The organism is Acidobacteriota bacterium (assembly GCA_009861545.1).
In the GTDB taxonomy this organism is placed as follows: Bacteria; Acidobacteriota; Vicinamibacteria; order Vicinamibacterales; family UBA8438; genus WTFV01.
In genome coordinates, this window is sequence record VXME01000157.1 from 18,735 (window position 1) to 39,378 (window position 20,644).

Here is a 20,644-nt window from a genome sequence, read left to right on the forward strand (position 1 = left end):
GGCCCCGGGCGGCCCCCCCCGCCCCTCCCCGCCCCGCCCCCGCCCCCCCCCCCCCCCCCCAGCGCCCCCCCCCGCGCCCGCCGGGCCGCGCCCCCCCCCCCCCCCCCCGCGCCGCTTCTGGTCCGTCGTCTGGGTCGCGCGACCACCGTCGTCGAGTTGATGCGGGCGGCCGGCGCGGCTCCGGACCCGAGCCGCGTCGCCGACGTGGTGACCGCGCGCGCTGACGCCTGGCTGCCTGCGCCGTGCTGGGCCGTGGTGGGTCCGCAGGCGGGGGGGGCGCCGGTCGTGCTGGCCGGGCGCGGGCTGGGCCCCCGGGAGGCGCCGGCGGTCCGGGCCCTCGGCTCGTGGGTGCTGCGGCGATCGCGCGTTGCGAGCTCGGCCGATCTCAGCCGGGACGCTCGCGTGCCGCATGGACCGGCGGCGGCGGCGGTGGCGCTTCCGCTCGCGTGCCGTGCGCGTACCGTGGCCGCGCTCGTGGGTCTGGACAGTGGGGTGGCTTCGAGGGCGCCCCGCCTGCCCGGCGCACTCCGGCGCGCGTTGCGGCTGGTGCTCGAACCGGCTGCGTTCGCACTCGACGACGCCCGCCGACTCGAGCAGGCCGAGCGACTTGCCGGCACGGATGATCTGACGGGCCTCTTTAACGTGCGGGCACTAACTGATACGCTTCGCAGGGAGTCGGCGCGTGCGTCTCTCACCGCTCGGCCGCTGTCCGTGCTCGTCATCGACCTCGACGGTTTCAAGAAGGTCAACGACGAACATGGTCACTTGTGCGGCAGCCGTGTGCTCATCGAGGTGGCCGCGCTGCTCCGCGACGGCCTGCGGGAGACCGACGCCGTTGCCCGCTGCGGTGGCGACGAGTTCGCCCTCGTGCTCCCGGAGACTCGCGCGGAAGGCGCGGTCGCGGCCGGCGAGCGCCTGCGTGCACGCATTGCGGGCCATGTATTCCTGCGGCGGGCGGGGCGCGCCGTCCGGCTGACGGCCTCGGTGGGAGCGGCGACGACGAACGGCGCGGCCATGTCCGGAACCGGGCTTCTGGATCTGGCGGACAGGGCCTTGTACGACATGAAGGCGGCCGGGGGAAACCGTACCGGAATGCGGCCCGTCGGCTGCGTGGACGTGGAGCGGGCGAAGTGAGCCTGCGGTCGATGCTCTCTTTTCTGTCGAGCGATCTCGCCATCGATCTCGGAACCGCGAATACGTGCGTCTACGCGCGTGGGCAGGGCATCGTCATCAACGAGCCTTCCATCGTCGCGGTGAATCACGTCAGCGGACAGATCGAGGCGGTCGGGCTCGAGGCCCGGGACATGGTGGGGCGGACGCCGGGGAACATCACGGCCATCAAGCCGATGAAGGACGGGGTCATCGCCGACTTCGACGCCACCGAGAAGATGCTGACGTACTTCATCAAGAAGGCCCACAACCGGACCGTGTGGGTACGTCCGCGGATTATCATCGGCATTCCGTCCGAGGTCACCCAGGTGGAGAAGCGGGCGGTGAAGGACAGCGCCTACCGGGCCAAGGCCAGCGAGGTGCACCTGGTCGAGGAGGCGATGGCCGCCGCGATCGGCGCCGGAATGCCCATCACGGAGCCGTTCGGCAACATGATCGTCGACATCGGCGGCGGCACGACGGACATCGCGGTCATCTCGCTGGCCGGCATCGTCTACAGCCGGGCCGTGCGCGTGGCCGGCAACGAGATGGACGACGCGATCACCCAGTACATCAAGAAGGCCCATAATCTGCTCATCGGGGAGCGGACCGCCGAGGAGATCAAGACGAAGCTCGGGTCCGCCGCCGAGCTCGACGAGTCGTTGAAGATCGAGATCCGGGGCCGCCATCTGATCGAGGGCGTACCCAAGACTGCTATCGTGACCGACGGGGAGATTCGGGAGGCGCTCGCCGACACGGTTTCCGTTATCGTCGACGCGGTGCGCGTTGCGCTGGAGCAGACGCCGCCGGAACTGTCGGCCGACATCTTCGAGCGCGGCATCGTCATCACGGGTGGCGGGGCCCTGATGAAGAACATGGACAAGCGGTTGCGGGAAGAGACCGGCGTGCCGGTCGCGATTGCCGAGGATCCGTTGCACTCGGTGGTGCTCGGGACGGGCAAGATGCTCGCGGACTTCACGCTGCTGCGCAGGATTGCGATTGACTGATTGCCCGACAGTTCGCATGCTTGCGGGCGAAGCCGGCAGTCGGACGCTGCGCGCGGACGGCGCTGTCCGGTTGCCCGGGATCGGGGTACGTGCAGCATGAAGAGACAACGTGCCGGCTACCTGGTGCTGGGCGTGCTCGTGGCGCACCTCGTCGTCATCTCGGTGCAGGTGGATACCTCTCCCGGTACGAGTGTCCTGCACGCCGTCACCTTCGGCCTGCTGTCCGAGGCGCAGCGGCTGGTGAGCTCCACGGTGGCCTCCGGACGTGACCTGTGGGACGGCTACGTCTCGCTGCGGGGCGCGCACGAGGAGAAGATCGAGCTGCAGGAGCAGGTCGCGAGGCTCCGGTTGCGCCTGCAGGCGCAGGACGCCCTGGTTCAGCAGGCCCACAGCCTCGAGCGACTGCTCGAGCTCGACCGGACGGTCGAGCTGATGACGCTCAGCGCCCGCGTCATCGGCATCGACGCGACGCCCTGGTTCCGAACGATTACGGTCGACCGCGGCCTCCGTGACGGAGTGGAGGCCGAGTTGGCGGTGATCGCCCCCGGCGGCGTCGTGGGACGGGTGGTGGGCACGCCCGGAATGCGGGCGGCCAGGGTGCAACTGATCATCGATCGGAACGCCGCAGCCGGCGCGCTCATCGAGCGGACGCGCGTGCCGGGCGTGGTCGTCGGGACCGGCGACGGCGTGTCCCTGCGCATGGAGTACGTATCGAACCTCGAGGATGTGCAGGTGGGGGACGCCATCGTCACGTCCGGGGCCGACGGCATCTATCCGCACGGACTCACTTTGGGGACGGTCACCTCGGTGCGGCGCGGCCCCAGCCTGTACAAGACGATCGACGTCGAGCCGGCAATGGAGTTCGACCGCATGGAGCATGTCCTGATCGTCACCCACGACGAGCGGCTCGCGGCCGCCGGCGATGTCCGATGAGCCCCGCGCAGGTAGCGATCGCCGCTGCGGCGGCGGTGACGGTGCAGACCACACTGGCCTGGTCGGTCAGCGGCACCGTCGTCAACCTGGATCTGCCGCTGGTGGTCGTGGTCCTGGCCGCGCTGTCCGGTGGACCGCTGGCCGGGCTGTGGACCGGAACCGCGACAGGGCTCGCGCAGGACGTGCTGTCGGGCGGAATCGTCGGCGTGAGCGGCCTGTGCAAGTGCGTGGCCGGCGTTGCGGTGGGGCTGGCGGGTGAGAAACTGCTCGTGACGACCACCTGGCAGCGGAGCCTCGTGGCGGCGGGCGCGACCCTGCTCCACGCCGGTTGCTTCTTCGGGGCCTATGCCTTGATCCCCACGGCGACCCTGATCGGCGGGTGGACGGAGGTGGCGGCTCAGGCAGTCGCGAATGCGGTGGCGGCGAGCATCGTCATCGGCGCCGTGGGACCCGTGCGCCGATGGCAGAGACCCGCGCAGCGCCGGCGTCCGGGGCCGGCCGCCGAACGCTGGCGGAGTCGGTACGCGCCATGATGAGCATCCCGCCGCCGCCGTCGCGCGACGCGCTCAGAGCTCGATCGCTGCTGGGGTTGCTCCAGCACGCCGTCGTCGTGATCTTCGCCGCGCTCCTCGTCAGTTTCTGGCACGTCCAGATCAGCCAGCACGAACGGTTCCTGGCGATGGCGGAGAACAACCACCAGCGCCGGCTGTTGCTGCGTGCGCCGCGCGGCGCGGTCCTGGACCGCGACGGCGAGGTGCTGGTGGAAAACCGTCACTCGCTGAACATCTCGTTGGTGCGTGAGCAGGTCGAGGACGTCGACGCCTGGATTGCCCGGCTGGCGCGCACCACCGGCGCCGATGAAGCGGCGATCGCCGGCATCGTCGAGCGTCAACCGCCCGCATCCGCATCGCGTCCGGTAGTCGTCATCAGGGACGCCCCGCTGTCCCAGGTGGCTGCCGTAGCAGCCCGCAAGCCGGAGCTGCCGGGGCTCGTCGTCGAGCAGGTTCCCACGCGCCATTATCCGGGTGCGACGTTCGGCGCGCATGCGCTGGGTTACGTCGGAGAGGTCACCGACGTGCAACTTTCGCTGCCCCAGTTCGAGGGGCTGCGCAGCGGCGCGATCGTCGGCCACGCAGGCATCGAACACGCCTACAACGATCGGCTCATGGGGACCGACGGCGCGCGCCACGTCGTCGTGAACAGCGTTGGCCGGGAGATCGAGACGGTTCGCGAGGTCGCGCCGATCGAGGGTGCGCCCCTGGAGCTGACGATCGACTACGACCTCCAGCGGGCTGCCGAGGAAGGGTTCCAGGCGGCCGGGTTCGACGGCGCCGCCGTCGTGCTCGATCCGCGCTCGGGCGAGGTGCTGGCCCTGGTGAGCCGGCCGGCTTACGACCCGAACGACTTCGCTTCCGGAATCGACGCCGCCGCCTGGGGCGAGTTGCTCGCGGATCCGCTCAATCCACTGCAGAACCGGGCCCTGCGGGGTCGCTATTCGCCCGGCTCGACGTTCAAGATCGTCATGGCGATAGCGGCCCTTGAAGAGGGGGTGGTGGATCCGCACGACGAGATCGTGTGCCGCGGCGGCGGCGTCTTCTACGGCCGGTTCTTCGCGTGCCACTCCACGCACGGCAGCGTCGACATGGCGCGGGCGCTGGCGCAGTCGTGCAACACCTACTTCTACCGGCTGGGGCAGTCGCTCGGCATCGATCTGATTCACAAGTGGGCCACCGCGCTCGGCCTGGGGAGCATGAGCGGCATCGACCTGCCGCACGAGGTGCAGGGACTGGTGCCGTCCCGGGAGTGGAAGCGCGCCACGCACGGCGAGCGCTGGTATGCCGGCGAGACGATCTCGGTCGCCATCGGACAGGGCCAGGTGTCCGTGACGCCGCTGTCGATGGCCGTGATGATGGCGGCGGTGGCGAACGACGGGCAGGTCCCGACGCCGCGGGTGCTCCGGCCGGCGTTCCCCGGTCGGGGTGCGGTGGAGGAGGTCCGCGCGGGGGCGGGTCTGCAGCTTGCGCCGGAGACCCTCGCCACGGTGCGGCGCGGACTCTGGACGGCGGTCAACGGCGTGGGAACAGCGCGGCGCGCGCGCCTGCCGGGACGCGACGTGATCGGCAAGACCGGTACCGCGCAGGTCGTGTCGCTGTCCGGCCGCAGGGCCGCGACGGATTCCGAGGCGGACTTGCGGGACCACGGGTGGTTCGTCTTCGCCGCTCCGCGCGACGACGCCCGCATCGCCGGCGTGGTCTTCGCCGAGCACGGAGAGCACGGCTATCTGGCCGCCCCGATTGCCCGCCACGTGATCGAGACCTTCTTCGCCAAGGAGGAGGGGCTTCCGCTGCCCGCTTCTCCGCTGCCGGCGAGTCATCCCGTGACGACCGTGGCGGACGCGGCGCAGCCGGAGGCCGCGGGCGGAGGCCAGTGATGTTCGAGCATCGCCTGGCCGTCTACATCGACTGGGCGTTGCTGGGCGCAATCGGGATACTCTGCGCCATCGGCGCGACGATGGTGTTCAGCGCCACTTACGACCCCGCCAGCGGCAGCGTCGGCGCCGAGTTCTATCGTCACCTGGTGGCGCTTGCGATTGGCGCGGTCGCGCTCGTCGGCTGCCTGGTGGTCGACTACCGCACCCTGGCGGATCGTTCCCTGTTCATCTACGCCGGTCTCGTGGCCGTCCTGGTCCTCACGCTGTTCGTGGGTACCGAGCAGGGCGGCGCCCGGCGCTGGGTCGGCATCGGTTCGCTCTCCGGCCAGCCGTCGGAGCTCGCGCGCCTCGTTCTGGCCCTCGTTCTGGCTTCGGTTTACACCCGGAACAGCCCGGCCCGGCGCGCGTTGCGCGACTGGATCGTGGGCGGCGCGGTCGTGGCCCTGCCTTTCGTGCTGATCGCGCGGCAGCCGGATCTCGGGACCGCGGTCATCCTGTTGCCGGTCTGCCTGACCGTCATGGTGTTCGCGGGCCTGCGAATCCGGGTCCTCGCGGTCGTGGCTCTGCTCGGCGTGCTCGCGACGCCTCTCGTCTGGGCCTACGGGCTAGAGGAGTATCAGCAGCGTCGCATCTCCAGCTTCCTGGACCCGGAGCAGGATCCGCAGGGCGCCGGTTACCAGCAGCGGCAGGCGCGCATCACGGTCGGCTCGGGAGGGATGACGGGACGCGGGTTCCTGCAGGGCACGCAGAACCAGTACAACTTCCTGCCGGTCGCGCACAACGACTTCATCTTCTCGGTGCTGGCGGAGGAGCACGGGTTCGTCGGCGTATCGGTCGCGCTGGCCCTGTATCTGTTCGTCATCCTGCGTTCGCTCGATGCGGCGCGGGTCGCGCGGGACAGTACCGGCATGTACCTGGTCGCCGGCGTCGCCGCCGGGTTCACGTTTCAGGTCGTATACAACATCACGATGTCGGTGGGGCTGGCGCCGGTCAAGGGACTGACCCTGCCGTTGATGAGCTTCGGAGGCTCGTCGATCATCGCGACACTGATGGGATTCGGGCTCATCCTGAACGTCCGGATGCGCCGATTCAGAAACTGAGATCATGGTCCGGAAGGGCAGCGGCGCGAGGCGTTGCGAAGGCGTCCGGATGGCGGCCCGACCGGCGGGCGCGCCGCCGTGCGATCGCGCACGCGCGCGACGTGCGCGCGCCTGGAGCGCTGCGAGCCCGGACCGGCGGGAGATCGTTACGCATGAACAAGGAATTGATCGTCTCCTCGAACCGCCACGAGACGATGGCGGCCATTCTCGAGGACGACCAGGTGGCCGAGATCCACATCGAACGCGAGCACCAGCGCGGCGTCGCCGGCAACATCTACAAGGGGCGTGTGAACAAGGTCCTGCCCGGGATGCAGTCGGCCTTCGTCGACATCGGTCTCGAGCGCGACGCCTTCCTGTACGTCTCCGACGTCGTCGACACCATCGAGGAGTTCGAGCGTCTGGAGTCGGGTGACGGCGACGACTCGCCCGCGGACGGCGGCGAGGCCAACGGCGACGCCGCACGCCCGCGCGGCAACGGTCGGAGCCGGTCGCCCCAGCGCTCCGCGCAGAGGCCGACGCAGCAGATCGAGGATCTGCTGAAGGCCGGGCAGGAGATCCTGGTGCAGGTGGTCAAGGAGCCGCTCGGCACCAAGGGCGCGCGGGTCACCTCCCACGCCAGCATCCCCGGGCGCTTCCTGGTGTTCATGCCGACCGCCGACAACATCGGCGTGTCGCGCAAGATCGACTCGCGCGAGGAGCGCAGCCGCCTGCGCGGCATCGTGCGACAGTTTCGCGACGAGCACGGTTTCACCGGCGGGATCATCATCCGTACGGCCGCGGCCAGGCGCCCCAAGGAGGATATCGAAGGCGACTTGCGGTACTTCCACGAGCTCTGGTCCGAGATGCGCGGCAACATGGAGTCGTTGCGGGCGCCCGCGGTCATTCATCACGAGGAGAGCCTCGTCGCGAAGCTCATCCGCGACTTCCTGAACGACGATTTTTCGGCGATCCGGATCGACGACCGCGACGAGCATGCACGCGTCCTGCGGTTGGTCGAGCGCATCATGCCGGGCATGGTGGAGCGCGTGCGGCACTACGCGAAGGAGTTTCCGATCTTCGAGGAATACGGCGTGCAGGCCGAGATCGACAAGGCGATCCGGAGCAAGGTGTGGCTCAAGTCGGGCGGTTACATCGTGATCAACCAGACGGAGGCCCTCGTCGCGATCGACGTCAACACCGGGCGCTACGTCGGCAAGCGCAGCGGCGGTCTCGAGGACACCATCGTCAAGACCAACCTGGAAGCGGCCAAGGAGATCGTCCGGCAAGTCCGGCTGCGGGATCTCGGCGGCATCATCGTGGCCGACTTCATCGATATGGATGATCGCAAGAACCGCCAGAAGGTCGCACAGGCGTTCGAGCGAGAGCTCCGGCGCGACCGGGCGCCGTCGAAGACCATCCAGGTGTCCGACTTCGGCCTGATCATCCTGACCCGAAAGCGCGTCCGCAAGAGCCTGGAGCGGCAGTTGACCGACCCGTGCCCGTACTGTTCCGGCAGCGCGGTCATCAAGTCGTCGTCGACGATCTGTTACGACCTGCTGTCGGAGGTGCGCAAGATTGGCCCCGAGCTCAACGGGCACGCCGTGCAGTTGCGGGTCAATCCCGACATCGCGCGGGTCCTCGAGCAGGAGCAGCGCGGGGTGCTACGGGACCTCGAGCGCGTGCTCGGACGCGGGGTCACCGTGCAGCCGGACGTCCGGCTGCACCACGAGCAGTTCGACGTGATGGCTACCTGAACGGTCAACCCGCGGCGAGGTGAATCAGATAGTGCGTGCCGTCCCGGTTGATCCAGACGCGCACGTAGTCGTTCCCGCGCAGAACTTCGACGCGCGCACTGCCGTTCGCCGGCGGGGCGGCCCCGGCGACGTCGCCGATCTCCGCCGCGGGGACGATGGAGGCCAGCTCGCGTCCCATGACCGCGTCGCCCTGCCGGAACTCCACCCAGCGTTCGAGCTCCGCGAGCGCCCCGGTGGCTTCCGGGCTCGCCGTCAGGCTCGTCAGATGCACGCTGTAGGCGCCGGGCGACAAGGCCTGACCGTTCGCCAGCACGCGCCGGGGCAACTCGATCGTGCCGAGCGCCAGCTCCCCGGGCGGGACGCTGACGCTCCCCGGGAGCTGCCCGGAAGCTCCCGGCAGCGAGCTGCCGGCGACGAAGAGGAGCGCGGCGGCCAACGCGCGCAAGCGGTACGACCCCTTCATGGACGGCTGATTCATGACTGAAATCATAGCATCGGGCCCTGCCAGCGCACCGCGGCGAAACGGTGCAGCCGGTCCCCGGTCACGCGGATCCCTTCCGCAACGAGCAGGCCCCGCTTGACGGCGCGATCGCCGTAGCCGCCCAGCCGCCCGCCGGCGCCGACGACACGGTGGCACGGCACCCCGGGTCGCGTGCATCTCCGCATGACGTTGCCCACCGCGCGGGAGGCGAGCGGCCGCCCCGCCAGGGCGGCGACATCCCCGTACGTCGCGACGCGCCCGGGCGGGATGCGGCGCACTATGGCCAGCACACGCCGCGCGAACGGCGTCGCCGGTCGCCTGGTGTCGCTGTTCACGCCGTCCAGCCGATCCGCCGGTCCGGTCGTTCCGAGAAGGAGATCCTGCAGCGCTCAGTGTCCCGGTGTCGTCCGCCAGATCTCGTGGATGGCATGGGCGTCCATCAGCTTCGTGGCGTACGCAATCTGCCCGGCGTGGAGAGCGTAGTGCGTCAACTGCAGGCTGATGGCTTCGAGCAGCGTCATGGGTTTCGGCGTCCGCTCGGTCGTGGCGATCAGGTCGGCCGGATCGACCTGCGCCAGCACCTCGTCGGCCTCCTCGATGGCCATGTCGAGTCTGGCCCGCAGCTCCGCGGCCGGCAGCTCGCGCCGCTCCGCGAACTCGGCGGCCCGATCCCGTACGAACTCGCGTTTCCCGACGACGTGTCCGATGTAGAAGCGGGTCGATCCGACGCAGTGCAGGACGAGGTTGCCGATGGCGTTCGACGATTCGTTGGGGCGCCACCAGATCTGCTCTACCTTCAGCGCGTCCAGGCAGGTGCGAATCTGCCCCGTCAGGTGGATGCAGAGGCGCGTGCGGGCAGACTCGATGAACGTGGATTCGATGGTGCGAGTCATGCGCACAGCTTAGCAGCCGGCGATGGAGGGGGGAGCGCCGTGCCGGGCTGCCCGCGTCCATCCCGAATCCGTGTTCCGTTTCAGCGTCGGAGGACCGGCAGGTAGCAGAGCGCGGCGATGAGCAAGTCGTACGTCGCAGAGGCTGCCGGGTACCAGTGCGGGACCATCTCCGGCGGGAGCAGCCCGGCGCCATGCGCAAGGCCGGCTGCCGCGTGCGCGCCCCAGGCGGCGGCCAGCGCCGTCAGCGCGCGAACCGGTTCCCACGTGGTGACCAGGGCCGCCACCGCGAAGCAGCCGGCGGCGATGGCCACGACGAGGCCGGCGCCGGGGACGTCGTCGTGCCCGAGGGCGAAGCCGATGGGGACGGCGGCGGCCAGCGCCAGCAGCAGCGCCGCGAACTGGGCGAGCCGCAACTCGGCTACGAGCCGTTGTCCACTGGTCGGATCCGCGCGCCGGGCGCCGAGCGACAGCCACGCGGCGGTCGTCCCGAAGGCGAGAAAGACGACGGCGAACGAGAGTACTGCATCGGTCACGGGATTCCCGTCGCGGGGCGCGCCGCTGGAGGCTCGCGAGTATAGCAGCCGTCTCGGGTAGGCTTGTCGCGCGGGCGGAAGAGGAGGACGCGTGGAGAGTATGCACGATGCCCGGCGGATTCGCGCCGCGGCGGCCACGACCGCCGTCCTGCTGGCGTTGGCGGCGTTCGCGTTTCAGGAGCTGCTGCCGGGACGCCTGCGGGCGCTGATGGGCATGGCGGCGTTCATCCTCACTGCCATCGCCTGCTCGGCGAACGTGGCCGCCATCCGCTGGCGCACCGTCGCCTGGGGAATCGGTCTGCAGGTGTTCCTGGCCGTGGCGATACTGAAGCTCGCGGTCGGCGGCGTCCGGCCGGGCTACGCCCTGTTCTCCGCGCTGGCCGCCGTCGTCACGCGCTTCCTGGAGTTCACCAGCGTCGGGGCGCAGTTCGTCTTCGGGGTTCTTGCCGATCCGGTGGCGATGGGGGAGCGGTTCCCCAACGGCCTCGTGCTCGCCTTCTCCGCGTTTCCAATCATCATCTTCGCGTCGTCGGTCTTCACCGTGCTCTACCACCTGGGCGTCCTGCAGGCGGCCGTGCGGCTGCTGGCGCGCGTGATGATGCCGCTGATGGGCACCAGCGGGGCGGAGACGCTGTCGGCGGCGGCCAACGTTTTCATGGGGCAAACGGAGGCGCCGATCATCGTCCGCCCGTACATCGCGCGGATGACGCAGTCGGAGCTGCTCGCGTTGATGACGGGCGGCCTGGCGACCATCGCCGGCAGCATGTTCGCCATCTACGTCAACCTGGGCGCCGATCCGGTGGCGATGCTGACGACGAGCGTCATGGCGGCGCCCTGCGGCCTGTATCTGGCCAAGATACTGCTACCGGAGACCGGCGAGCCGGTGACCGCCGGCCGGGTGGTCGTCAATCCGGCGCGGGAGCACGTCAACGTGGTCGATGCAGCGGCCGCCGGCGCGTCGAGCGGTATGCAACTTGCCTTCAACGTGACGGCGATGCTGATCGCGTTCCTGGCGTTCATCGCCATGTTCGACTACCTGCTGGGCTTCCTGCGGCCGGGCCTGTCGATGGCCGGCATCTTCGCGGTGGTCTTTGCGCCGGTCGCCGCGCTCATCGGGACGCCGGCCGGCGACGTGCCGGCGGTTGCGGATCTGCTCGGCACGAAGCTCGTCACGAACGAGTTCGTCGCCTACCTCAAGCTGAGCGGCGAGTACGCGGACTCGATCAGCGACCGCGCGCGGTCGCTTTCCGCCTTCGCGCTCACCGGCTTCGCCAACTTCGGCTCGATCGGCATCGTGCTGGGCGGGATCGGCAGCATGGCGCCCGAGCGCCGCGGCGATCTGGCGCGACTCAGCGCCCGCGCGCTCCTCGCCGGCTTCATGGCGACGCTGATCAACGCTTCGGTGGCGGCCGTCCTGCTCTAGCGCACACCCCCCGGCGGCGTCGCGTCGGGGCGGCCGGGCGCCGACGACCGGGTTGTATGATTCCCCTCGATGTTGCCGACCGTTGCGTGGAAGGACGACCGCGTCGTCATGGTCGACCAGCGCAAGCTGCCCGGCCGGGAGGTCTACGTGGAGCTCCGCACGGCCCGCGAGGTGGCTCGCGCCATCGAGAAGATGGTGATCCGGGGGGCGCCCGCGATCGGCGTCGCCGCGGCGATGGGGCTGGCGCTCGGCGTGACGAAGAGCCGGGCGAAAGGGAGCGCGGCGCTGGCCGCCGAGTTCTACCGGTTGTGCGACACGATGGCCGCGACGCGCCCGACGGCGGTGAATCTCTTCTGGGCGATAGACCGCATGAAGGGGGTGTTCTCCGCCGCGGCGCGGGCCGGGCGGTCGCCGGCGGAGATCAGCGCGATCCTGGTGGCCGAAGCCGCGCGCATCCACGACGAGGACGTCGCTTGCTGCAGGGCGCTCGGGGCGCACGGCGCTGCGCTGCTGCCCGACGACGGCCGCGTGCTGACGCACTGCAACGCCGGCGCGCTGGCGACCGGCGGCTACGGAACCGCGCTCGGGGTGATACGGGCGGCGGTGGAGGGGGGCAAGCGGATCGCCGTCTACGCCGACGAGACCCGGCCGTTCCTGCAGGGCAGCCGGCTGACCGCCTGGGAGCTGCTGCGGGACGGCATCGATACGACGATCGTGACCGACGGGATGGCCGGCTCCCTCTTCAGCGGCGGCACGATCGACGCGGTGGTGGTCGGCGCCGACCGCATTGCCGCGAACGGAGACGTCGCCAACAAGATAGGCACCTATACCGTGGCCGTGCTCGCCCGTGAGCACGAGGTGCCGTTCTATGTCGCCGCGCCGACGTCGACGATAGACTTGGCGACCGCCGACGGCGGCGGCATCCCCATAGAGGAACGGAACAGTCGGGAGGTCACCCACGTCGGATCTTCCCGCGTCGCTCCCGAGGGCGCGGGCGTCTGGAATCCGGCCTTCGACGTCACTCCGCACCGTTTCGTGGCCGGCATCATCACGGAGCGCGGCATCTGTCGTCCGCCCTACGGCGAGAGTCTGGCCGCGGCCTGCGTCGGGGCCTGAATCGAGTCGACCCGATGGATGTTCTCGCCATCGAGACCTCGTGCGACGAGACGGCCGCGGCGGTCGTGGCGGACTCCGGCGACCCGGCGCGGCCCTGGACCGTGCGGTCCAACGTGGTCGCCTCGCAGGCGGAAATCCACCGCGAATGGGGCGGCGTGGTGCCCGAGCTCGCGTCCCGGCAGCACGTGCGCGACATCTGCGGCGTGGTGGAACGCGCGCTCGGGGATGCCGGCGCGGACTGGCCCGACATCGACGCCGTCGCGGTGACGCAGGGGCCCGGCCTCGTCGGCTCGCTGCTGGTGGGCGTCGCCTTCGCCAAGGCGCTGGCCGTATCGCTCGACCTGCCGCTGGTCCCGGTGCAGCACTTGGCCGGGCACATCGAATCGCTCGTGGTGGAGGGCGGCCGGATGCCGCTGCCGGCGGTGGTGCTGGTCGTCTCGGGAGGTCACACCAACCTGTACCTGACGACCGCGGCGGGCGCGGAGGGACTGTCGCATCGCCTGATCGGCCGTACGCGCGACGACGCCGCCGGCGAGGCCTACGACAAGGTCGCCTCGCTTCTGGGCCTCGACTATCCCGGCGGGCCGGTCATCGATCGCATCGCGCGCACCGGCGACGACCGCGCCGTCGATTTTCCTTTCGCCAGGATGACCCACGACGACCGCAACGCCGGTCCGGCGATGGTCCGGCCGGCCGGTCTGGCCGAGACCCGCAGCGGCCGGCAGCTCGAGTTCAGCTTCAGCGGGCTGAAGACGGCGGTCAAACGTCACGTGCAACGGCGGCGCGCCGCGCTCGCCTGCGACGGCAGGCTGCCGGAGGAAGAGACCGCGGGCATCTGCGCCAGCTTCCAGCGGGTGGTGGTGAGGACGCTGCTCGACCGGACTTTCCTCGCGGCGCGCCGTTTCGGGGCGCACAGCGTCGGCATCTCCGGCGGGGTGTCGGCCAACGCCAGGCTGCGGGCGGACGCCGCGGCGCGGGCGGCACGCGCGGGGCTGCCCCTGTTTCTGCCGTCGCTGGCGCTGGCGACCGACAACGCCGCGATGATCGGCGCGGCGGGGTTGCGGCGGCTGCACGCCGGCGTCACCGCGCCGCTCGACCTCAACGCGAAGGCGTCGCTGCCGCTGGACGACGGGCCCGGCGTGTAGCGCGAGCCGGCGCATCCGGCCGGAGAGGCCGCCTGTCGCTGCCGCGTTTCGTCCCGGGCGCGGTAGAGTAGACGCCATGGCTTGGCATCAGCAGACACACTGGCGGATCCTCATCGCGCTGGGACTCGGCATCGTCTACGGCATCATCGCGGCGCTCGCCGGCTGGGGCGGGTTCACCGGCGACTGGATCGCGCCTTTCGGGACGATCTTCATGCGCCTGCTGCTCCTGATCGCCGTTCCCCTGGTGTTGGCGTCGCTCGTCACGGGCGTCGCGTCCCTGGCCGATCTGCAGAAGCTGTCCCGGATCGGGGGCAAGACGATCGCGGTTTATCTGGCTACCACCCTGGTGGCCCTGCTCATCGGTCTCGTCCTGGTGAACGTCATTCAGCCGGGGGGGTCGATACCGGAGAGCCTCCGTGCGAGTCTCCAGGAAACCTATCGGGGAGATCTGGCCGACCGGCAGGCGGCGATCGACCAGGCGATGGACGCCGGACCGCTGCAGCCGCTCGTCGACATGGTGCCCGAGAACATCCTGGGCGCGGCCACGAACAACCGCGCCATGCTCAGCGTTGTCTTCGTGGCCTTCCTCTTCGGCGTGGCGCTCATGCAGATTCCCCGGCCGCGGGCGCAGCCGCTCCTCGACCTGTTCGAGAGCCTCAACGCCGCCATCATCGCGATCGTGGGGCTCATCCTGAAGGTCGCACCGATAGGAGTATTCGCGCTGATCGCGGGAACCATCACGACGGTGGCGGGCGACGACCCGGCCGACGTGGCGCAGCTTCTCGGCGCGCTCGGCCTCTACAGCTTCACGGTGCTCCTCGGCCTGGCCATCCACGCCTTCCTGACCTATCCCATGCTGCTGCAGTTCCTCACGCCCATCACGCCGGTGCGTTTCCTGCGCGGCATCGTGCCGGCGCAGCTCGTGGCCTTCTCCACCTCGTCGAGCGCGGCGACCCTGCCGGTGACCATGGAAAAGGCCGAGCACGACCTGGGGGTGTCTGAGGAGGTCGCCTCGTTCGCGCTGCCGCTCGGGGCCACCATCAACATGGACGGCACCGCCGTGTACATGTCGGTGGCGGCCGTCTTCATCGCGCAGACTCTCGGCATTCCGCTCGATATCGGGGCGCAGGCGACGATCGTCTTCACCGCGATGCTGGCGTCGATCGGGACCGCCGCGGTGCCGAGCGCCGGCATCGTGATGCTGGTCATCGTCCTCGAGGCGATCGGCGTGCCCCCGGCCGGTATCGCCCTCATCTTCGGCGTGGACCGGATCCTCGACATGTGCCGCACGGCGACGAACATCACCGGCGACGCGGCCGTCGCGACGGTCGTGGCCGCGAGCGAGGGGCAGTTGCGCCCGACCGCCCTCAATGGTCTCGCCGGCGCGGCGGCCGGCGGTGCATCTGCCGGGGCCGGATCATGACGCCGACGCGTGCCGATGCCTGGGCGCTGCTGACCGAGTTCACTGCCGGTGACAGCTTGCGGAAACACGCGCTGGCCGTCGAAGCCGCGGTCCGCGGCTACGCCCGCCGGTTCGGCGAGGACGAGGAGGCGTGGGGCATCGTCGGCCTGATTCACGATTTCGACTACGAGCGGTGGCCCGATGCGAAGGATCATCCCTTCCGCGGCAGCGAGATCCTGCGCGAGCGGGGCTGGCCGGAGTACATGATCCGCGCCATCCTCTCGCACGCCGACTACAGCGGCGTCCCGCGGGAGTCGCGGCTGGAGCACACGCTCTTCGCCTGCGACGAGCTGGCCGGCTTCATCACCGCGGCAGCGCTCGTGCGGCCCACGAAGAGCGTCCTCGATCTGGAGGCGCGCTCCGTGAAGAAGCGCATGAAGGACAAGGCGTTCGCCCGCGCGGTCAGCCGCGACGACCTGCGCCTGGGGGCCGACGAGCTCGGGTTGCCTCTCGACGAGCACATCGCCAACGTCATCGGTTTCCTGCGCGCGGAGGCGGACGCGCTGGGCCTGCGGGGCTCGCTGTGACCCCGGCGCGGGGCGGCCGCAGAACCTGCACGGCGCCCATTCCGTATAGTCGTTCGACGTGGACGCGACGACGCAGGATGCGGTGACGGAGGCCGGGGCGGCAGGTCGGGGAGACGACGCCCCGCCGGTGGCCCGGCTCGCGGCGGTCACCGTCTCCTATGGTCGGCGCCACGCCCTGCAGAGCGTCGACGCGGTCTTTCCGTCCGGTGCGGTCGGGTTGCTCGGCCCGAACGGCGCCGGCAAGAGCACGTTGCTCAAGGCGTTGCTCGGATTCGTCCGTCCGGACGGCGGCCGGATGCAGGTGCTCGGCATGGACGTCGTCGATCGCCCGCTCGACATCCGGGCGCGGCTCGGCTACATGCCCGAGTCGGACGCCCACATTCCGGGCGTCAACGCGGTCACCTTCGTCGCCTACTGCGGGCGGCTTGCGGGGCTGCCGGCGGCCGACGCGATGCAGCGCGCGCATGCCGTGCTGCAGTACGTCGGGCTCGGCGAGGCGCGCTACCGCGCGGTCGACACCTACTCGACCGGCATGAAGCAGCGCATCAAGCTGGCGCAGGCGCTCGTGCACGATCCGGATCTGCTGTTCCTCGACGAGCCGACCAACGGCATGGATCCGCGGGGACGCGAGGAGATGCTCGCGCTGATTCGGGATCTGGCGCAGCGCAAGGGCGTCAACGTCATCGTCTCGTCCCACGTGCTGCCGGACGTGGAGACGGCGTGCGAGCGGGTCGTCGTTCTGCACCAGGGGCGCGTGGTCGCGCAGGGGCCGATCGCCGAGTTGAAGGGGCGGAGCCGCCGGGCCTTCGAGCTCCGCGTGAAGGGTGACGTCGCACGTTTCGTGAGCGGCCTCCGCGACGCGGGCGTCGAGTGCCACGACACGGACGAAGACGTGATGCGCGTGTTGATCGGCGAGGACCGGGGCGCACGGGATCTGTTCGCACTCGCGGTGCGCCACGACGTGCAGGTGCGGCATCTGCGTCCCAGCGTGCAGACCCTGGAGGACGTCTTCGCGAAGGCGATCGGCGAGTCCTGATGCCCATTCACGATCACGGTTACGCCCGCTACCAGGGAACGCGCACCCCGCCCGGCCGGGCCTGGGCCGTCATCGCCGGCGCCGGCATCCGCGGCATGCTCTCGTCGCGCCCGTTCCTGCTCGTCCTGCTGTTCGCGTGGCTGCAGTTCTTCGTGCGTGCGGTCCTGCTGTACCTGGCCGCCAACGTGCCGCAGGCCGACGTCATCGCGCCGTCGCCGGCGACCTTCCGCGAGTTCTTCGATCAGCAGGGGTTCTTCGTCTTCGTGGTGGCCGTCTATGTCGGCGCCGGGCTGCTCGCCAACGACCGGCGGGCGAACGCGCTGCAGATCTACCTGTCCAAGCCGTTGACGCGGATCGAGTACATCGCGGGCAAGCTCGCCGTCGTGATGGCGTTCCTGGCGTTCGTGACCTGGGTGCCGGCGCTGCTGCTGCTGGGACTTCAGGCGATGTTCACCGGCAGCCTGGCGTTCGTGCGGGAGCACGCGTTCCTGATCCCGGCGATCACCCTCTTCGGATTCCTGCAGGTGCTGCTGGCTTCGATCACGATGCTGGCGCTGTCGTCGCTCTCGACCAGCGCGCGCTACGTCGGGATGCTCTATGCCGGGGCCGTGATCTTCAGCGAGGCGGTGTTCCAGACGCTGCGCGGCGTCACCGGCGGCACCGGGCTGTCCTGGGTGTCGTTCAGCGCGAGCCTCGCGCAGGTGGGGGACGTCATCTTTCGCGCCGAGCCGCGCTACGACACCCCGTGGGGCGTCTCGCTGCTGGCCGTCGCGTCCGTGATCGCGCTGTCGGCCTGGGTGCTCGCCCGGCGCGTGCGGGGCGTGGAGATCGTCACGTGAGCCGGCCGGTGGTCGTCGCCGACCGGATGTCGAAGTGGTACGGGCAGGTGATCGGTCTCAACGACGTGACCGTCTCGATCCCGCCGGGCATCAGCGGGCTGCTCGGACCCAACGGCGCCGGCAAGTCGACCTTGCTGAAGCTCGTCACCGGCCAGCTCAAGCCGAGCAAGGGGCACGTGGAGGTGCTCGGCGAGCCGGTCTGGGGCAATCCGGGGACCTACCGGCGCATCGGCTACTGCCCGGATCACGACGCGTTCTACGAGCGGTTCACCGGGCGGGAATGGCTGACGGCGCTGCTCGGTCTCAGCGGGTTCGAGGGCGACCGGGCCGCCGGCGCCGCCGAACGCGCCCTCGAAACGGTCGGGCTCACGACCGCCGCCGACCGGAAGATCGGCGGCTACAGCAAGGGCATGCGGCAGCGGATCAAGCTGGCGCAGGCGATCGCGCACGAGCCGGAGCTGCTGGTGCTGGACGAGCCTCTGGCCGGGCTCGACCCGATCGGGCGCCGCCGCGTAATCGACGTAATCAAGGCGTGGAGCCGCGACGGCCGCAGCGTCGTCGTCTCCAGCCACGTCCTGCACGAGATCGAGTTGATGACCTCCAACATCCTGCTGCTGCACAACGGGCGCATCCTGGCGGAGGGGAACGTGCACCGGATTCGCGAGCTGATCGACGAGCATCCGCACACCGTACGCATCACGGCGGACGATCCCCGGCGGCTCGCGCGCCATCTGCTCGGCTACCCGCACGTCATCGCCATGCAGTTGCAGGACGGCGCCGTGGTCGCGCAGACGAGCCGGCCGGACGCCTTCTACAGCGAGCTCACTTCGCTGGCGGCGGGCGACGAGGCCGGCGCCGTGCGAGAGGTCACATCGCCGGACGACAATCTGCAGGCGGTCTTCTCCTATCTGGTCGAGCACTGATGGCCGATTCGCATGCCGCCCCCGCTTTCGGCCCCGCGGCGCTGAGGGTCTTCGATCTCGGCCTCGGGCAGATGCTCTGGTCGCGGCGAACCGTCTTCATGGCGCTGGTGGCGGGCGGACCCGTCCTGATTGCCGTGCTGCTGCGGGCGCTGGCCTCGCTGGCGGCCTTCGACGAGGGAGCGGGACAGATCGCCGGGCGGCCGGTGAGCCTGGCCGGGCCGGACATCTTCGGCCTCATGATCTGGACGTTCTACCTGCGCTTCACCGTGCCGGTGCTCGGCGTGTTCTACGGCACCGCGCTCATCGCGGACGAGGTCGAGGACCGGACCGTCACCTACCTGTTCACCCGTCCCGTGGCGCGCGGAGCGGTTCTGGCCGGCAAGTACCTGGCCTACCTGGTCTGTACGGCGGTCGTGGTACTGCCCTCCGTGGTGCTGGTCTACTTCCTGGTCGTGCCGCTGCTGGGGGGCGACATCGGCCGCAACTTTCCCGCTCTGCTGGTCGACCTCGGCCTGATTGGCGCCGGGCTCGCCGTCTACGGCGCGGTCTTCGCGCTCGTGGGCGCCTGGTTCCGGCGCCCCCTGCTGACCGGCCTCGTCTTCGTCTTCGGATGGGAGCCGCTGGTCGTCGTTCTGCCCGGGTACATGAAGCACCTGAGCGTGGCGTACTATCTCCAGGGGCTGGCGCCGCACGCCATGCCGCAGGGCGACGCGCTCAGCGTGATCCAGGCCCTGTTGACCTCGGTCCAGACGCCGCTGGGCACCTGGGTGAACCTGTTCGCGTTGGCCGTCATCTGGGTGGCTGCGCTGGCGGCGGCGATGCGCGTAGTCGAGCGGCGCGAGTACGTTCTCGGACAGTGAGCGAGGCGGAACTTTTGGCCGACCCCGCCGGTATACTGGTTACGAACTCATGACCATGACGACGCGCACGCGGTATGTCCTGCTCGGCGGCGCCGGCGTGATGGCGGTCGGGCTCGCGGGAGGGCTCGCGGCCTGGGTGGGCAGCAGGCTGCCGCCGCTCGTCGCGCAGGAGCGGCCCGACGAGTTGCGGTACGTTCCGCCGGAGGCGACGATTCTCTCCTTCGCCAACGTGCGCGAGGTGATGGATTCGGATCTCCGGCGGCGCCTGCACGAGATTCAGCCCGAGCTCGACGGACAACGCGAGTTCCAGGAGCGGACCGGCATCGATCTCGAGCGGGACATCGATTACGTCGTCGGCGGGCTGGTGCCGGACGGGGCGGACGCCACGCGCGGGATCGCCATCCTCGCGGGCAGCTTCGATGTGGATCGGCTCGAGACGCTGGCGCTCGAGCAGGGCGGCGCAGCGTCCGACTACCGGGGGCGCAGGCTGATAACCATCCCCGACGAATCCGTGGCGATGGCGTTCCTCGAGGCGGGGGTGATCGCCGTCGGATCGGAGCCGCTCGTCAAGCGGACCATCGACCTGCCGTTCGCCGAGGGCGGCGTCGACGCGAACGACTCGTTGATGAGGCTGTTGCGACACGTCGAACGCGGGAGCACCGCGTGGACCATCGGCCGACTCGACGATCCGCGCAGCGGCGAGTGGCTTCCGGACGAGGTCGAATCGCAGGTGTCGCAGGTCGCCGCGTTCGCGGCCGGCGCTCGCGTCAACGGCGGCGTGAGCGGGACGTTGACGGCGGAGGCGCGGGACGAGGAGACCGGGCGGAATCTGCGTGATCTGCTGCAGGGTTTTCTCGCCCTCGCCCGCCTGCAGGTCGGTTCGCGCCCGGAGTTGCGCGGGCTGCTCGATTCGATTCAGCTCACCGCCGCCGGTACGAACGTGACTCTGACCTTCGATCTGCCTTCCGACGCGGTCCTGGAGCTGTTGCCGGACCGTTCGGACGCGGATGTCGCCGCCGCCCCGTAGCGCCCCGAAGCGTCTGCCGGCCCTCC

Annotated in this window: 21 protein-coding genes (1 of these 21 running past the window's edge); 17 read left to right on the forward strand and 4 right to left on the reverse strand. The window is 70.1% G+C overall.

Going from position 1 to position 20,644, the window contains the following annotated elements:
* From F4X11_24255 to F4X11_24285, 7 genes are all read left to right on the forward strand, one after another.
* Positions 1-1,134: the 3' portion of a GGDEF domain-containing protein gene (locus F4X11_24255; protein ID MYN68090.1), read on the forward strand. Its footprint begins 21 nt before the window's first position; only the last 1,134 of its 1,155 coding nucleotides appear in the window; the start codon falls outside the window, past its left edge; its stop codon occupies positions 1,132-1,134.
* Positions 1,135-1,145: 11 nt separating this feature from the next.
* Positions 1,146-2,156: a rod shape-determining protein gene (locus tag F4X11_24260; GenBank protein MYN68091.1), complete on the forward strand. Its 1,011-nt coding sequence runs from the start codon at positions 1,146-1,148 to the stop codon at positions 2,154-2,156.
* Positions 2,157-2,252: 96 nt separating this feature from the next.
* Complete coding sequence (gene mreC, locus F4X11_24265) at positions 2,253-3,089, forward strand: rod shape-determining protein MreC (GenBank protein MYN68092.1); 837 nt, start codon at positions 2,253-2,255, stop codon at positions 3,087-3,089.
* On the forward strand, positions 3,086-3,622 hold the full coding sequence (mreD, locus tag F4X11_24270; GenBank protein MYN68093.1) for a rod shape-determining protein MreD: 537 nt from the start codon (positions 3,086-3,088) through the stop codon (positions 3,620-3,622). Before mreC ends, mreD begins: the two co-directional genes overlap by 4 nt.
* On the forward strand, positions 3,550-5,520 hold the full coding sequence (gene mrdA / locus F4X11_24275; protein ID MYN68094.1) for a penicillin-binding protein 2: 1,971 nt from the start codon (positions 3,550-3,552) through the stop codon (positions 5,518-5,520). Before mreD ends, mrdA begins: the two co-directional genes overlap by 73 nt.
* Positions 5,520-6,620 carry a rod shape-determining protein RodA gene (rodA, locus tag F4X11_24280; protein MYN68095.1) on the forward strand — a complete coding sequence of 367 codons (1,101 nt, stop codon included), beginning with the start codon at positions 5,520-5,522 and terminating at the stop codon, positions 6,618-6,620. Before mrdA ends, rodA begins: the two co-directional genes overlap by 1 nt.
* A gap of 152 nt (positions 6,621-6,772) precedes the next feature.
* Positions 6,773-8,353, forward strand: coding sequence for an Rne/Rng family ribonuclease (locus F4X11_24285; GenBank protein MYN68096.1), 1,581 nt, complete (start codon positions 6,773-6,775; stop codon positions 8,351-8,353).
* Between the two features lie 4 nt (positions 8,354-8,357).
* Here the strand turns inward: F4X11_24285 and F4X11_24290 are convergent, their stop codons facing one another.
* From F4X11_24290 to F4X11_24305, 4 genes are all read right to left on the reverse strand, one after another.
* Complete coding sequence (locus tag F4X11_24290; GenBank protein MYN68097.1) at positions 8,358-8,831, reverse strand: hypothetical protein; 474 nt, start codon at positions 8,829-8,831, stop codon at positions 8,358-8,360.
* An 8-nt stretch (positions 8,832-8,839) separates the two neighbouring features.
* Positions 8,840-9,169: an MGMT family protein gene (locus F4X11_24295; protein MYN68098.1), complete on the reverse strand. Its 330-nt coding sequence runs from the start codon at positions 9,167-9,169 to the stop codon at positions 8,840-8,842.
* Positions 9,170-9,223: 54 nt separating this feature from the next.
* Positions 9,224-9,727, reverse strand: coding sequence for a DinB family protein (locus F4X11_24300; protein ID MYN68099.1), 504 nt, complete (start codon positions 9,725-9,727; stop codon positions 9,224-9,226).
* Between the two features lie 80 nt (positions 9,728-9,807).
* The gene (locus F4X11_24305; protein MYN68100.1) at positions 9,808-10,260 is read right to left on the reverse strand and encodes a hypothetical protein; all 453 of its coding nucleotides are present in this window, start codon (positions 10,258-10,260) and stop codon (positions 9,808-9,810) included.
* Positions 10,261-10,360: 100 nt separating this feature from the next.
* Between F4X11_24305 and F4X11_24310 the strand changes: the two genes are divergently transcribed.
* The 10 genes from F4X11_24310 (at position 10,361) to F4X11_24355 (ending at position 20,618) form a co-directional block, all read left to right on the forward strand.
* Positions 10,361-11,683 carry a hypothetical protein gene (locus F4X11_24310; GenBank protein MYN68101.1) on the forward strand — a complete coding sequence of 441 codons (1,323 nt, stop codon included), beginning with the start codon at positions 10,361-10,363 and terminating at the stop codon, positions 11,681-11,683.
* A 69-nt stretch (positions 11,684-11,752) separates the two neighbouring features.
* Positions 11,753-12,799, forward strand: coding sequence for an S-methyl-5-thioribose-1-phosphate isomerase (gene mtnA, locus F4X11_24315; protein ID MYN68102.1), 1,047 nt, complete (start codon positions 11,753-11,755; stop codon positions 12,797-12,799).
* Between the two features lie 14 nt (positions 12,800-12,813).
* Entirely contained in the window at positions 12,814-13,944 is a 1,131-nt protein-coding gene (gene tsaD, locus F4X11_24320) for a tRNA (adenosine(37)-N6)-threonylcarbamoyltransferase complex transferase subunit TsaD (GenBank protein MYN68103.1), read from the forward strand.
* 76 nt (positions 13,945-14,020) lie between these two features.
* A complete protein-coding gene (locus tag F4X11_24325) occupies positions 14,021-15,367 on the forward strand; it encodes a dicarboxylate/amino acid:cation symporter (protein MYN68104.1) in 1,347 nt (448 codons plus the stop codon).
* On the forward strand, positions 15,364-15,933 hold the full coding sequence (locus tag F4X11_24330; GenBank protein ID MYN68105.1) for an HD domain-containing protein: 570 nt from the start codon (positions 15,364-15,366) through the stop codon (positions 15,931-15,933). The genes F4X11_24325 and F4X11_24330 overlap by 4 nt, the downstream gene beginning before the upstream one ends.
* Before the next feature lie 127 nt (positions 15,934-16,060).
* Positions 16,061-16,969, forward strand: a complete 909-nt coding sequence (locus tag F4X11_24335; protein ID MYN68106.1) for an ABC transporter ATP-binding protein — start codon at positions 16,061-16,063, stop codon at positions 16,967-16,969.
* Complete coding sequence (locus tag F4X11_24340) at positions 16,969-17,808, forward strand: hypothetical protein (GenBank protein MYN68107.1); 840 nt, start codon at positions 16,969-16,971, stop codon at positions 17,806-17,808. The genes F4X11_24335 and F4X11_24340 overlap by 1 nt, the downstream gene beginning before the upstream one ends.
* The gene (locus F4X11_24345; GenBank protein MYN68108.1) at positions 17,805-18,731 is read left to right on the forward strand and encodes an ABC transporter ATP-binding protein; all 927 of its coding nucleotides are present in this window, start codon (positions 17,805-17,807) and stop codon (positions 18,729-18,731) included. Before F4X11_24340 ends, F4X11_24345 begins: the two co-directional genes overlap by 4 nt.
* Positions 18,731-19,591, forward strand: a complete 861-nt coding sequence (locus tag F4X11_24350; protein MYN68109.1) for an ABC transporter permease subunit — start codon at positions 18,731-18,733, stop codon at positions 19,589-19,591. Before F4X11_24345 ends, F4X11_24350 begins: the two co-directional genes overlap by 1 nt.
* Positions 19,592-19,640: 49 nt before the next feature.
* Positions 19,641-20,618 (forward strand): hypothetical protein, encoded by a 978-nt coding sequence (locus tag F4X11_24355; GenBank protein MYN68110.1) that lies wholly within the window; start codon positions 19,641-19,643, stop codon positions 20,616-20,618.
* The last annotated feature ends 26 nt before the right edge of the window (positions 20,619-20,644 follow it).

Coding starts and splice junctions, on each gene's coding strand:
- F4X11_24325 (MYN68104.1), top strand. CDS start 14,021: ATGGCTTGGCATCAGCAGACACACTGGCGGATCCTCATCGCGCTGGGA.
- F4X11_24330 (MYN68105.1), top strand. CDS start 15,364: ATGACGCCGACGCGTGCCGATGCCTGGGCGCTGCTGACCGAGTTCACT.
- mtnA (MYN68102.1), top strand. CDS start 11,753: ATGTTGCCGACCGTTGCGTGGAAGGACGACCGCGTCGTCATGGTCGAC.
- F4X11_24300 (MYN68099.1), bottom strand. CDS start 9,727: ATGACTCGCACCATCGAATCCACGTTCATCGAGTCTGCCCGCACGCGC.
- tsaD (MYN68103.1), top strand. CDS start 12,814: ATGGATGTTCTCGCCATCGAGACCTCGTGCGACGAGACGGCCGCGGCG.
- F4X11_24355 (MYN68110.1), top strand. CDS start 19,641: ATGACCATGACGACGCGCACGCGGTATGTCCTGCTCGGCGGCGCCGGC.
- mreC (MYN68092.1), top strand. CDS start 2,253: ATGAAGAGACAACGTGCCGGCTACCTGGTGCTGGGCGTGCTCGTGGCG.
- mrdA (MYN68094.1), top strand. CDS start 3,550: ATGGCAGAGACCCGCGCAGCGCCGGCGTCCGGGGCCGGCCGCCGAACG.
- F4X11_24350 (MYN68109.1), top strand. CDS start 18,731: ATGGCCGATTCGCATGCCGCCCCCGCTTTCGGCCCCGCGGCGCTGAGG.
- F4X11_24260 (MYN68091.1), top strand. CDS start 1,146: ATGCTCTCTTTTCTGTCGAGCGATCTCGCCATCGATCTCGGAACCGCG.
- mreD (MYN68093.1), top strand. CDS start 3,086: ATGAGCCCCGCGCAGGTAGCGATCGCCGCTGCGGCGGCGGTGACGGTG.
- F4X11_24290 (MYN68097.1), bottom strand. CDS start 8,831: ATGAATCAGCCGTCCATGAAGGGGTCGTACCGCTTGCGCGCGTTGGCC.
- rodA (MYN68095.1), top strand. CDS start 5,520: ATGTTCGAGCATCGCCTGGCCGTCTACATCGACTGGGCGTTGCTGGGC.
- F4X11_24340 (MYN68107.1), top strand. CDS start 16,969: ATGCCCATTCACGATCACGGTTACGCCCGCTACCAGGGAACGCGCACC.
- F4X11_24285 (MYN68096.1), top strand. CDS start 6,773: ATGAACAAGGAATTGATCGTCTCCTCGAACCGCCACGAGACGATGGCG.
- F4X11_24310 (MYN68101.1), top strand. CDS start 10,361: ATGCACGATGCCCGGCGGATTCGCGCCGCGGCGGCCACGACCGCCGTC.